Origin of the sequence: Sphaerisporangium sp. NPDC005288, from assembly GCF_040607475.1 — a bacterium.
Classification (GTDB): Bacteria; Actinomycetota; Actinomycetes; order Streptosporangiales; family Streptosporangiaceae; genus Sphaerisporangium; species Sphaerisporangium rhizosphaerae.
In genome coordinates this window covers 74,794-87,250 of record NZ_JBEXGT010000035.1, presented here as the reverse complement: position 1 = coordinate 87,250, position 12,457 = coordinate 74,794, and the positions used below count along the sequence as shown (strand labels likewise).

Genomic DNA, 12,457 nt, shown 5'->3' with positions numbered 1-12,457 from the left:
ACTAGCTGCCTGGTCTGACCACTTTCGTGTAGCGATGGCAAACATGAGAGTAGGGGCGTGCGAGGGTGCCCAGGTGAGCTGCGGGAATGCCGGATGACCGCTTGTGACGTCACGTCGAGCGGTGGGAGCGGGGGAGCGATGATCCCGGTACGGAGAGCGCGCGCGGCGGTCGCCGCAGGGTGGACGCCGGCGTGACGACGTCCCGGAAACGGCATGTACATGGCGACGGTGACGCTGACCGCCACCGATGCCGCCGTGCGCCGAAGGCCGCCGCCGCAGCTCGTCACCGACATCCTGTGGACCGCGGCGACCCCTGCGGATGATCTGGAGCACCTGCACTCCTTCGTGACCTCCGACCGTGTCGAGCTGACCTTCTTTCATGGCAGTGCGAATTGGATGCAAGCGCACGCGGCCGCGATACGCATATGTGAGAGAGCTTTGCGAAGCTCGCCGACATTGCATGGCTGGGTGCTCGGTGAATGACAGGTTTCTGACACGTGAATCAGTGCCGGGAACAAATTTCCACGCGAATCGCATGACCGACGCCGATGGCTCAAGGAGAAACTTAAATGGCCTCAGCCACCCCTGATCCGCGACGCAAGGCAGCCGAAGTCACCGTCCGGCCGTTGCGCACGATGGACGCCGACGTCAAGGTTCTCGGCTCCAAGAGCTACACCAATCGATATCTCGCCATCGCCTCCTTGTCCGGCCAGGAGACCACGCTGGAGAACGCGCTGATCTCCGACGACACGGTGTACCTCTCCCGCGGCGTCGAAATGTTCGGTCATGTCCGCGTGGACATCGACGAGCGGGAAGAGACGATTCACATCACCCCGACCGGCCAGGCGATGCGTGCTCCCGATGAGGAAATCTTCATGGGCGGCGCCGGCACCCCGTTGCGCTTCCTGATTTCCATGGCGGGCCACGCCCCGGGCGTGACGACGATCACCGGCAACAAGCGAATGCAGGAACGGCCCATGGGGGACCTGCTCGCCGCCCTGCCGGCGCTGGGAGTCGAGGCGGTCAGCGTGCGCGGGAACGGGTCACCTCCGATCAAGGTGACCGGGGGCGATTTCCGTGGCGGTGCCACGCGGATCAGCGGAGCCGTGAGCAGTCAGTTCACCTCCAGCCTGCTCATCAATTCGGTTCTCGCCCAGAACGACGTGGAGATCACGATCGTCGACGACCTCATCTCCAAGCCCTACGTCGAGATGACGATCGCGGCGCTCGCCGAGATGGGCGTGCAGGTCAAGCGCGACGGCCACACCCGGTTCACCGTCCCCGCCGGACAGGCGTTCCGCGGCGGGTCCGTGACCGTCGAACCGGACGCCTCCGGCATGTCCTACTTCCTGGCCGCCGCCGCGATCCTCGGCGGACGGGTCACCATTCCCGGCATCGGCCGCGACTCCCACCAGGGCGATGTCGGCCTGGTGGACGCGCTGGCCCGTATGGGATGCCAGGCGTCCTTCGACGGCGGCGGCATCACCCTTCGAGGCGGAGAGCTGCACGGCATCGAGATCGACATGGAGAGCATGCCGGACGTGGTGCCGACGCTCGCGGTGGTCGCGGCCTTCGCCGAGGGCAGCACCCACATCAGCAACATCGCCAGCCTGCGAGTGAAGGAGTGCGACCGCATCGCGGCGGTGACCACCGAACTCCGCAAGATGGGCGTCACGGTGCAGGAGTTCCCGGACGCGATGACCATCGCCGGCGGGACCCCCGCCGGCGCCGTCATCGACACCTATGACGATCACCGGATCGCCATGTGCTTCGCCATCGCGGGCCTGCGCGCCGAAGGCGTGGTGATCAAGGATCCCGGCTGCGTGGCCAAGTCGTATCCGACCTTCTGGGAGACGCTGGACACCCTGCACCCGGACGGAGCGTCGACCCTGTGAGCTCGGCGAGCCGGGGCATGCTCCTGGTGCTGGACGGATGGGGACACGCCGCCCCAGGTCCGGCCAACGCTCTCAGCCGCGCGGCCACGCCCCATCTCGACGCGCTGATGGCCGAGTTCCCCTCGACCCTCGTCGAGGCGTCCGGTGGGGCGGTCGGCCTGCTGCCGGGCACCGTCGGCAACTCCGAGATCGGTCACATGGTGATCGGGGCCGGCCGGCCGCTGCCGTACGACAGCCTGCTCGTGCAGCGGCAGATCGAGAGCGGCGCCCTCGCGGCCGATCCGCTGCTCGTCGCGACCTGTGAGCGGCTCGCCCGCACCGGGCGTGCCCTCCACCTCGTGGGGCTGTGCTCGGACGGTCAGATCCACGCGCACATCGGCCATCTCCGGGAGTTCCTGAGGGTGGCGGCCGCCCATGGTGTGCCCGAGGTGTGGATCCACGCGATCACGGACGGCCGGGACGTGGGGGACGGGACGGCGGCGGCCTACCTGGACGAGATCGACAAATTCACCGCCGAGACGGGAACCGGCCGCGTCGCCAGCGTGGTCGGCCGAGGCTACGCCCTCGACAAGAGCGGCGACCTGACCCTGACCACCGCGGCCGCGCAGGCGGTGATGGACGGGGCCGGAGTGCGGGTCGCCCGTCCCCACGACGCGCTCGCCGGCCAGAAGAGCGACGAGTGGGTCGCCCCGAGCGTCGTGGTCGACGAGCGGGGCGCGCCCGTCGGCGCCGTCGCCGACGGCGACGCGGTGCTGTTCACCAACTTCCGCAGCGACCGCATCCAGCAACTCGCCGACCACCTGGCGGTCCACCTGGCCGCGCGGGGCGTCACCCTGCTCAGCCTCGCCAGGTACGACACCCAGGCGTCCATCCCGCCGCTCGTGGACCGCGCGGACGCTTCGGGCGGCCTGGCCGACGAACTGGAACGGCACGGGCTGCGCTCGGTCCGCATCGCGGAGCGCGAGAAGTTCGAGCACGTCACCTACTACCTGAACGGCCGCGACGACCGGGCTCGTTCCGTCGAGGAGCACGTCCGGATCAGCGGTGACGGTCCGGCCGACTACCGGTCCCGTCCGGAGATGAACCTCTCCGCGGTGGCCGACGCACTGATCGAGGCCGCCGTCCGCACCGACGTGGCGCTGGTCGTGGCGAACCTCGCCAACATCGACGTGGTCGGTCACACCGGAGACGCCGACGCCACCGTGCTGGCCGCCGAGCACACCGACGCGGCCGTGGGCCGGCTGATCTCGGCGGCACGCGCGGCCGGGCGGTGGGTTCTCCTGGTCGGGGACCACGGCAACGCCGAGCAGATGACACGGCCCGATGCCGAGGGGCGCGAGCGCCCGTACGGCGGCCACACCACCAACCCTGTCCCGTTGATCCTGGTGCCGGCGCCGGAAACGCCGGTCCCGGGCCGCCTGAGGGACGGCGGCACCCTCGCGGACGTCGCGCCGACCATCCTGGCCCTTCTGGGACACCCGCCAGGGGCGGCGATGACCGGCAGGCCGCTGCTGTGACCGAACGACCTGCACGAACGTGGATCGGCCGATTCACCGGGGATGATGAGGAGATCTTCTGATGACCGAGCGCCCGCGTATCGCTCTGATCGGCAACCGCAGTTCCACGACGCCCGCCCACGCGTGCCTGGACGCGTTCGTCCCGTCCCTCGACGCCGACGTCGACTGGGTGCCCAGCGAGACCATCACGGGGCCGGACAGCCTCGGCGGCTACTCCGGGCTGTGGGTGATCCCCGGGTCGCCGTACGCCTCGAAGGACGGGGTCCTGCTCGCCATCCGCCTCGCACGGGAGACGGGCATTCCCTATCTGGGGACCTGCGGCGGCTTCCAGCACGCTCTCATCGAGTACGCGCGCAACGTGCTCGGGCTCTCGCAGGCCGACGACGTCCAGTACGACCCGGAGGCGGAGACTCCGCTGATCACCGCCCTGTGCTGCTCGCTGGTGGGGGAGACGGCCCCCCTCTACCTCTCCGACGGCAGCAGGCTCGCGTCGGTGTTCGCGCATGCGGAGGAGACCGTCGAGACGTTCCACTGCAAGTACGGTCTCAACCCCGACTACGTCGATCTCATCGAGCAGAGCTCTCTGGTGATCAGCGGGTGGGACGCCGAGAAGGCTCCACGGGCCATCGAGATCGTCGACCACCCCTTCTTCATCGGCACCCTCTTCCAGCCGGAGCTGTCCTCCTCGCCCGGCTCGATCCACCCGCTCATCGAAGCCTTCGTCGCCGCCGCGGCGCGGCACGCCGAGACATCCGCCCGGGCCACAACACCGTAGGAGGCCGTTGCCGCATGGAAGTCCTCGTCCTGATACTCGTTCTCGCTCTCGCCGCCGCCAACGGCGCGAACGACGTGCCGAAAGGCGTCGCCACGCTCGCCGGCGCGGGCGTGACCCGGATCCGCACCGCGATCCTGTGGGGCACCGTGGCGACCGCCGTCGGATGCCTGGTCTCGCTGACCCTGGCGTCGAAGATGACCGCCCTGTTCTCCAAGGGCATCGTGTCCGCGGCCCCGACGCCTGCCTTCGCGGTGGCGGTGCTGGTCGGCACGGTGTTCTGGGTCATCCTCGCCACGGTGCTCAAGCTGCCGGTCTCCACCACCCACGCCCTGGTGGGAGCGCTTCTGGGAGCGGGCAGCCTGTTCGCCGCCGACGCCGTGCAGTGGAACGGCCTGCTGGGCAAGGTCGTCCAGCCGCTGCTGCTCAGCATCCTGGTGGCGTATGCGATCTCCGCCGTGCTCGGCGTGATCACCCGCAAGGTCGTGGCCACCTCGGCGGCCAGCAAGGCGCGGGCGGCCGAGCAGGCGCCGGACGGCGGCGGGCTCGCCACGACCGTGGGAGTCCAGGAGGAGGTGACCAAGGCGCAGAAGGCGATCGGTATCGGCCACTGGATGACCAGCGGCCTGGCCAGCTTCGCGCGCGGGATGAACGACGCTCCGAAGATCGTCGCGATCGGCTCCTTCGCGCTGGTGGGAGGCATGACCCCGACGACGCTGCTCCTGCTGGTCACCGTGGCCATGGCGGTCGGTGGCCTGGTGGGCGGCTCGCGCATCGCCGACCGTCTCGCCTACTCCGTCATCAAGATCCCGCACGTGGAAGGGTTCACCGCGAACCTGACCACCGCGGCGCTCGTCGGACTCGGCGCGACCCTCGGGCTGCCGATGTCCACCACGCAGGTCTCGGCGGGCGCCATCTCCGGCATCGCGGCCAACGACCTGTCCCGGCTGAACAAGAAGACCGTGCGCGACCTGCTCATCGCATGGCTTCTGACCCCGCCGGTGGGCGCCGCCGTCGCGGCGGGCGTCTACCTGCTCATCGCCTGATGTCGCGGGTCGCCGGAGCCGCGTCTCCGGCGACCCCGTACCGAGTTCGTCCGGCACGGCCATTGACACGCCAATGATTCGATGATCTTATAACTATCGAATCAAGCCCGGACCATGGAAGGGGACGTGAGCCATGAACCAGCAGCAGGACACCGGAGACCGGGTCGTCGGTGGGTTCATCACCGATCCCGAGCTGGACGCGGACGCCGGCGCGTCCGGATGCTGCGGCGAGCCCGCCTCGGGCCCGGTGGAGATCGAGCTGATCGATCTCGGCCCGGAGGACAGTGCCAGTGGTTGCTGCGGCGAGCCGAGCGAGACCAGTAGCGGGTGCTGCGGGGAGTGAAGGCCGGGGCCGGACGCCGTCTGGGCGGCCGAGGCCCGTGACAACGAGAAAGGCTCGTCATCGGATGTCCAGGACCGTCCGCTCCGGTGTGGAGGAACGGCTCACGGCGTTGGCCGGCGCCTTCGATGAGACGCGCGCCATGGAGATTCTGCGAGCGCTCTGTGCGGAGCCCCTCTCTGGACGAGCCGTCGGCACTGCTGGTCGCGACCGCGCCACGGCATTGATCACTGACCGGTTGCACGCCTCGGGACTGCGACCGGAGACGCACGCCTTCCCGGTGCCGGGGGTCTTCAGGCTCACCTCGCCCCCCGTGTTCACCGTGCGCGGTCCACGACCGTCCCGGACGTTCGAACACCGGCGGGACTACGCCGAGCACCCGAGATCGGCTCCCATGGAGGCGGCCGTCGAAGGTTCGGTCGCGCGGTGGGACGGCACCCCTCGTCCCGGCGCCTGGTGCCTGCTCGACCGGGTGCCGCAGGGCCGCGCCTTCACCGATCTGGCCGCCGCCGTCCGCGCGGCGGGCGGGCTCGGCCTGCTGACCTCACAGCGGCCCGCGTCCTCCGGCTTCCTCACCAAGCGGGTCGTGGGGGGCACGCCCGTGGACCTGCCCGTCATCGCCGTCCGCGAGGAGCACCTTCCCGCGCTCGAGGGCGGTACGGTGCGCGCCCTGGTTCCCCTGCTTCGAGAGGCCGTCACCGGCACCAACGTGACCGCCGCCCTGCCGGGCGCCGACCCGGCCGGCGGCGACCGGCCGGTGCTCGTCACCGCGCACTATGACGGAGTGGGCGCCGATCCCGGGCGGCACTTCCCCTGCGCCGGTGACAACGCGAGCGGAACGGCGGTGCTGCTCGGCGTCGCGCACGCCCTCCTCGCGGAGGGTTTCCGGGGAGCTCGGCCCGTCCTGTTCGCCGCGCTCGACGCCGAGGAGGTCGGCGCCCTCGGCTCTCAGCACCACGCACGGCGCCTGGCGGCCACCGGCACCCACCCCGACGTGCTCAACCTCGACATGGCGGCGAAGTTCAACGGTGCCGTGGCGGTCGAACTGGGACCGCGCTCCGGGCGGATACGCCAAGCCCTTGACCAGGCGGGACGCATGCTGGGCATCCCGCTCGCCGCCGGACCCGTCGCCTCCGACAACCGCCAATACGCGTCGGCCGGGCTGCCGGCCGCCGGCATCGGGCTCGGCGCGGCGCACTACCACTCGCCGCTGGACTCTCCTGATCATGTCGACCCCGCCGCCCTCCGCATGGCGGGCCGGCTGCTGCTCGTCACGGTCGCCCTCCTGGCGCTCGACGAAGCCGGGGACGGCGGAGGGGCGAGCGCCGCACCGCATCAGTGAGCACTTCTGCCCATACCTGAGGAGTCATCATGGCAACCGCAGCACCGAGCATCTCGGTCCAGCTCATGCAGCTGGCCCCGCACATCAAGGACGGCCACCAGAGCTTCTCCGCCGGATACCAGAGCTTCTTCAACACGGTCTTCGACGGGGGCGCTCTGGAACCGAAGGCCAGAGCCGCCGTGGCCCTGGCCGCCGCCCTGCTGCTGGGCCGGGAGGAGACCGTGCGCTCCTTCCTGGCGACGGCGAAGCAGCTCGGCCTGGGCAACGAGGAGATCGCGCAGGTCGCCGGCATCGTGGAGGTTCTGAAGCTGGACGCGGTGCAGCGTCCCGCCCCGGTCGCGGCGGCGGCGCCGGCCAAGAAGGCCAACACCTGCTGCTGATGGTCGTGTTCGTCCCCGATACGCCACTCGCTTGAAGGGAATGGAGCGCCGATGACGCAAGGCGGCGATCCGCCGGCGGGCACCGTCGTGCTCATCGGCGGCCGTGCGGAACGAGAGTTCACCATCGTGCACGACCTCGGCTACCGCATCCTGTACCTGGACCGGCAGGTGCCGATGCAGTGCGTGTTCTGGGCCGACGTGCCGGTCGACGTGGACGTCGACGACTGGGACCAGGTCCGCGACACCATCAAGGCCCGGCTCGGCGGCGCCGCGCCGGCGGCCGTCCTGACCCATGTGGAGCCGCGGATCCCGTTGATGGCGCACCTCACCGAGCAGTTGCTCGCCGAGCGGCGCGGGCTCAGCGCCGAGGCGGCGTGGAACTGCCGGGACAAGCTGCGGACGCGCGAACGCCTGCGTGACGCGGGCCTTCCCGTACCGGGCTTCGGCCTCGCCGCCGGCGCGGAGGACGCGGTGCGGGTCGCGGAGACCATCGGTCTTCCCGTGGTGGTGAAGCCGCGGGACGGGGCCGGCGCGTTCGGCGTGCGCCGGTGTCTCACCACCGAGGAGGTGCGCGAGGCGGTGGCCGGCATCCTGGCCGATCCCGGCCCTGGGACGCAGGCCGGGGTCCTCGTCGAGGAGTACGTGGACGGACCGGAGTACGCCGTGCAGACCCTGACGGAGGCCGGTCGCACCCGCTTGCTGAGCGTCTTCCGCCAGCACATGACCGAGCCGCCGGTCTTCGTGGAGCTCGGGTACGAGCATCCGAGCGGTCTCGATGCCGCCGGAGAGCAAGCCCTCGCCGAGGTCGTCACCTCGGCTCTGGCCGCTCTCGGCGTGACCGACTGGATCAGCCACACCCAGGTGCGCCTCGGCCCGGAAGGCTTCCGCGTCGTCGAGGTCAACGCGCGCCGCCCCGGCGGCAGGCTGGTCGAGATGACCACCGCGGTGTCCGGTGTGGACATGACCGTAGCGGCCACGCGGCTCGCCCTCGGTCTTCCGGTGACCACCGGCCGGCCCCGCACCTCGCACGCTCTCTACAGCAGCATCGTCTTCGACGAGCCCGGGCTGGTGACGTACCGGACCGACATCGATACGTCGGCCTTCCCGAGCTCGGTGCCGCCGATCGTGGAGGTCGAGGTCGCGCCCGGCGAGCCCGTCCTGCCCAAGGAGCATCCGGGAGGCGGCGTGTACGGCCGCATCGTCGTCTTCGGCGACACCAGAGCCGAGGTCACCGACGGCGCCCGCCGCATACGGGAACACCTGGATCTGCGGGTGACGCCCATGGACGACCTGGCCACGTCGCGATCGGACAGCCGTGAATTCAAGTCCTGCTGCTGAGGTCACCGTGACGAGCCGGACGACCACGCCGCCGCGGTCGATCGACCTCGGGGAGACCGCCGACGGACACAGACTGGCGCTCGCCCGCGGAGTCGCCGACATCGACGGCGAGGTCTGGAACGACATCGTCCGCCGCAGCGGCGGCACGATCTTCTACAGCCGCGAATGGCTGGCCGCCTTCGAGGAGGCGCCTCCGGGAGAGTTCGAGCCCGCGCACCTGCTGGCCTACCGCGGTGACGATCCTGTCGGCGTCTGCCCTGCGTATCTCGTTCATCACTGCCCCCGGCTCGACTACGCCTACTCCCTCGGCGGGTCGGCCTCGTTGCGAGAGAGGGGGCCGTTGCTTCTCGCGCACAGCCTCGCCGCGTTGCGTGGTGGACCGCTGGCCCTGCCCGGGCATGCAGGCGCCGTACAGGCGCTGGTCGACGGCCTTGAGAGGGCGGCGGCCTCGCTCGGCGCGTGGGCCTGGGGAATCGCCAACCTCCCGGCCGACGCCTTCGCGGGAAGGCTGATGGGTCAGGGATACGCCACCGCGCACGTCTCCACGGCGTACAGGATCGACACGACCTATGCCGGTCCGGCCGAATACTGGGCCACGCTGCCGGGCCGGCGCCGGCGCAAACTGTGGAGGGAGCAGCGCCTCCGCGCCGAGGGACTGACCGTCACCGAGAGCGTGCCGGAGACCGGCACGCTGGTCCGGCTCGCCCATGAGCTGCTCGCCGCCCACGGCACGCCGATCGAGGTGTTCCCCGCCGCCTACCTGCGAGCCCTCCATCGGCACCTGCGTCCCTACGAGAGGACCGTCGTGGCCGCCGACGACGCCGGCGCCGTCGCCATGTTCGCCGGATGGCAGTTCGGCGCGGAGTGGTCGCTGTGGATCGCCGGGCTGCGGACGGCCGACCATCCCGCGTTCGAGCCGTACCACACCATGCTCGCGCACACCATAGAGGCCGCCGTCACGACGGACGCGCGCGTGCTCGACCTCGGCCGGGGCAACGCGCCGATCAAGCGCCGGTACGGCGCCGTGGGGACCCCGCTCATGCTGGCGGTGAAGACGGCGGACCGCCGGCAGGACGCCCTGCTGCACGCGTGGTGCCGGCGCCTGGAATCGGCCGCCCGGGCCTCGGCGGACGGGCTCGAAGTCGTCAGCAGGTGCTGCTGATGCGCGCGGAGACGGGCGACGGCCGTCCGAACGTCATCTGCATCGCCGGGCGGCGGGTGGTGCACGTGCTGGCCGAGATGGACGTCCGCACGACACTTCTCGGCGACCCCACCCCTCTCGACCTCGCCTGCGTCGTCGACCTGCCCCTGGACGTCGATCTGGATGACTGGGCGGCCACCGAGGCCCTGCTGCGCGGGCTTCACGACGCGCGCCCTTTCGGCGGCGTGGTGAACGTCTACGACGCCCACCTTCCTCTGGCCGGCTACCTCGCCGCCCGGCTCGACGTGGCCGGGCCGGCGATGTCCGCGGCGATGAACTGCGACAGCAAGCTCCGCATGCGGCTGGCCCTCGCGGGAGGCGGTGTCCCCGTCCCCGCCCACCGCCTCGTCGGCGATCCGGAGGAGGCGCAGGCCGCGGCCTCGCGCCTGGACTACCCGGTGCTGGTCAAGAAGGTCACCGGAGCCGGGGGCAACGGGACCCGCGTGTGCCGCGGGCCGGAGGAGGTCGCCGCGGCGGTGGTCGCCCTGCGGACCGACGACCATCCCGACCTGCTGGTCGAGGAGTACATCGACGGCCCCGAGTACGCGGTGCAGACCGTCACCGCAGGCGGTGTCACCGACGTGGCCGGCGTCCTCGCCCAGCACACGGCGCCCGGCGCCCGGCCGCTGGAGATCGGATACGACCACCCCAGCGGGCTCGGCCCCGAGAAGGAGGCGGAGCTGGGCGGCCTCGTCGCCGAGGCCCTGCGCGTGCTGGGCCTGGCCGACGGAGTGGCGCACACACAGGTGCGGCTCGGGTCCGAAGGCCCGGTCGTCGTCAACGTGAGCCCGCGTCCACCGGGTGGACGACTGTGCGAGGTGACCCGGGCCGTGTCGGGCGTCGACCTGGTGCGGGCGGCCGTCGAGGTGACCCTCGGCCGGCCGGTGACCCGGCGGGCGCCGGTCGCCCGGTACGCCAGGTACCGATGCCTCACCTTCGAGGAGGCGGGCGCCGTCGACTACGACCCTCGCGCGCTCGCCGACGCCGGCGAGGCACCCGCGCCCGTGATCTCCATGGACGTCGAGCCGGGGCAGACGGTCTTCCCCGTCGACCACGCGGAGGGCGGCGTGTACGGGCGGGTGGTCGTCTACGCCGACGACGAGGCACGGCTCGTGCCCGCCTACCAGGACGCGATGGACCGCCTGCGCCCGCGGGTCGACCACCGCAGCACCTGAGACCCATCTCTGCCCCGGACGAGGACGGTGACCACGTGTCAGAAGGAACAGGACCACGCGCGGCCGAGACGACGCGCGTGCTGGTGCTCGGCGGTCAGCGCACCGTCACGATGCTGAAGGAGCGCACCGGCTACGAGGTCGGCTTCGCCGACGAGTTCATCCCGATCGAGCTGTTCGCCGCGGTGGACATCCCGTTCGAGGTGGACTTCGACGACTGGGAGGGGGCCGTCGAGCAGATCGCGCGCGTGCACGCGATCCGGCCGTTCACCGCGGTGGTGAGCCAGGTGGATCGGCTGGTCCCGCTGGCCGGCCTGCTGCGCGATCGCCTCGGGCTGTCCAGCGGGATCACCTACGAGGCGGCGCGGAACTGTAATGACAAGGCGGCCACCCACCGGCGCCTGTCGCAGGCCGGCATCGCCGTCACCCGGCACGAGGTGGTCGGCAGCGTGGAGGAGGGCACGACCGCGGCCAAGGAGATCGGCCTGCCGGTCGTGGTCAAGCCGCGGGACGCCTCCAGCGCGGCGGGCCTGATGTACTGCGCCACCTCCGAGGAGGTCGCCGCCGCCGTCGGCGCCATCCTCGACGGCGGCCGTGACAGCGCGCTGGTGGAGGAGTACCTCGTCGGGCCGGAGATCGGCGTGTTCGCCAGCCGGGCCGCAGGAGCGACCAAGGTCCTCTACGTGTTCGAGGGCGAGGTGGGGCCGCCGCCGAAGTTCGTGAAGCTGGGCGGCTGGTTCCCCGGAACCCTGGCCGAGGAGGTGCTCGCGCGCCTGACCGACCTCACCGGCCGCGCGCTCGCCGCGCTGGGGGTGGACGACTGGGTGGCCCTGCTGCAGTTCATGCTGACCGACGCCGGGCCGAGGGTCGTGGAGGTCAATCCCCGGGTCTCCGGCGGTCAGGGGGTGGCGCTGATCGCCGCGACCACCGGCTACGAGCCGACCCTGGTCGCGGTGGAGGCCGCCCTGGGCCGTCAGCCGGAGCCGGAGACGCCGAAGGCGCCCGTCGGCCGGTATCACAGCATCGTCTTCGAACAGGAGGGGAGGCTGTGGTACCGCGAGGAGGCGCTGCACGCGGTCCAGGGGCTGGAGTCGCCGGTGGAGCCGCTCATCGAGATCGACGTCAAGCCCGGCGAGGCGGTCCTCGGCATCAACCACGCCCGCGGTGGCGCCTTCGGCCGCATCGTCCTGGCCGGCGAGAGCCGTGACCAGGTCACCCGGGACCTCGAGCGGATCCTCGACCAGCTCGATCTACGCGTGGAACCCATGGCCGGGGCCGAGTCGTCGGTGACCAAGCCGCACACGTCCTGCTGCTGAGCCCCGTGGTCCTTCTTCCGCCTTGACGGCGGTCGGGTGATCTGATTCGATAATCTTGGAATCATCAAATTAGCGGAGAGGAGGGGTCATGGCGGACGACATGATCGGCTCGGGCTGCTGCGAGACCAGCGGCATCGA

12 protein-coding genes are annotated in these 12,457 nt (G+C 71.0%); all 12 read left to right on the top strand.

What is annotated here, in order from left to right; all coding sequences use genetic code 11:
* The first annotated feature begins 228 nt into the window (after window positions 1-228).
* The 12 genes from ABZU32_RS28840 (at window position 229) to ABZU32_RS28785 (ending at window position 12,319) form a co-directional block, all read left to right on the top strand.
* Window positions 229-483 (top strand): hypothetical protein, encoded by a 255-nt coding sequence (locus tag ABZU32_RS28840; protein ID WP_354926876.1) that lies wholly within the window; start codon window positions 229-231, stop codon window positions 481-483.
* Window positions 484-569: 86 nt separating this feature from the next.
* Window positions 570-1,895, top strand: coding sequence for a 3-phosphoshikimate 1-carboxyvinyltransferase (aroA, locus tag ABZU32_RS28835; RefSeq protein WP_354926874.1), 1,326 nt, complete (start codon window positions 570-572; stop codon window positions 1,893-1,895).
* Window positions 1,892-3,412, top strand: a complete 1,521-nt coding sequence (gene gpmI / locus ABZU32_RS28830) for a 2,3-bisphosphoglycerate-independent phosphoglycerate mutase (RefSeq protein ID WP_354926872.1) — start codon at window positions 1,892-1,894, stop codon at window positions 3,410-3,412. Before aroA ends, gpmI begins: the two co-directional genes overlap by 4 nt.
* Window positions 3,413-3,473: 61 nt before the next feature.
* Window positions 3,474-4,187, top strand: a complete 714-nt coding sequence (locus tag ABZU32_RS28825) for a hypothetical protein (protein WP_354926871.1) — start codon at window positions 3,474-3,476, stop codon at window positions 4,185-4,187.
* A 14-nt stretch (window positions 4,188-4,201) separates the two neighbouring features.
* Window positions 4,202-5,230, top strand: a complete 1,029-nt coding sequence (locus ABZU32_RS28820) for an inorganic phosphate transporter (protein WP_354926869.1) — start codon at window positions 4,202-4,204, stop codon at window positions 5,228-5,230.
* 133 nt (window positions 5,231-5,363) lie between these two features.
* The gene (locus ABZU32_RS28815) at window positions 5,364-5,573 is read left to right on the top strand and encodes a hypothetical protein (protein ID WP_354926867.1); all 210 of its coding nucleotides are present in this window, start codon (window positions 5,364-5,366) and stop codon (window positions 5,571-5,573) included.
* 319 nt (window positions 5,574-5,892) lie between these two features.
* A complete protein-coding gene (locus ABZU32_RS28810) occupies window positions 5,893-6,912 on the top strand; it encodes a M28 family metallopeptidase (protein ID WP_354926865.1) in 1,020 nt (339 codons plus the stop codon).
* Between the two features lie 29 nt (window positions 6,913-6,941).
* Window positions 6,942-7,292: a carboxymuconolactone decarboxylase family protein gene (locus ABZU32_RS28805; RefSeq protein WP_354926863.1), complete on the top strand. Its 351-nt coding sequence runs from the start codon at window positions 6,942-6,944 to the stop codon at window positions 7,290-7,292.
* A 51-nt stretch (window positions 7,293-7,343) separates the two neighbouring features.
* Window positions 7,344-8,630, top strand: a complete 1,287-nt coding sequence (locus ABZU32_RS28800) for an ATP-grasp domain-containing protein (RefSeq protein ID WP_354926861.1) — start codon at window positions 7,344-7,346, stop codon at window positions 8,628-8,630.
* A 7-nt stretch (window positions 8,631-8,637) separates the two neighbouring features.
* The gene (locus tag ABZU32_RS28795) at window positions 8,638-9,792 is read left to right on the top strand and encodes a GNAT family N-acetyltransferase (protein ID WP_354926860.1); all 1,155 of its coding nucleotides are present in this window, start codon (window positions 8,638-8,640) and stop codon (window positions 9,790-9,792) included.
* Window positions 9,792-11,006 (top strand): ATP-grasp domain-containing protein, encoded by a 1,215-nt coding sequence (locus ABZU32_RS28790; protein ID WP_354926858.1) that lies wholly within the window; start codon window positions 9,792-9,794, stop codon window positions 11,004-11,006. The genes ABZU32_RS28795 and ABZU32_RS28790 overlap by 1 nt, the downstream gene beginning before the upstream one ends.
* Before the next feature lie 35 nt (window positions 11,007-11,041).
* Window positions 11,042-12,319 carry an ATP-grasp domain-containing protein gene (locus tag ABZU32_RS28785; RefSeq protein ID WP_354926856.1) on the top strand — a complete coding sequence of 426 codons (1,278 nt, stop codon included), beginning with the start codon at window positions 11,042-11,044 and terminating at the stop codon, window positions 12,317-12,319.
* The last annotated feature ends 138 nt before the right edge of the window (window positions 12,320-12,457 follow it).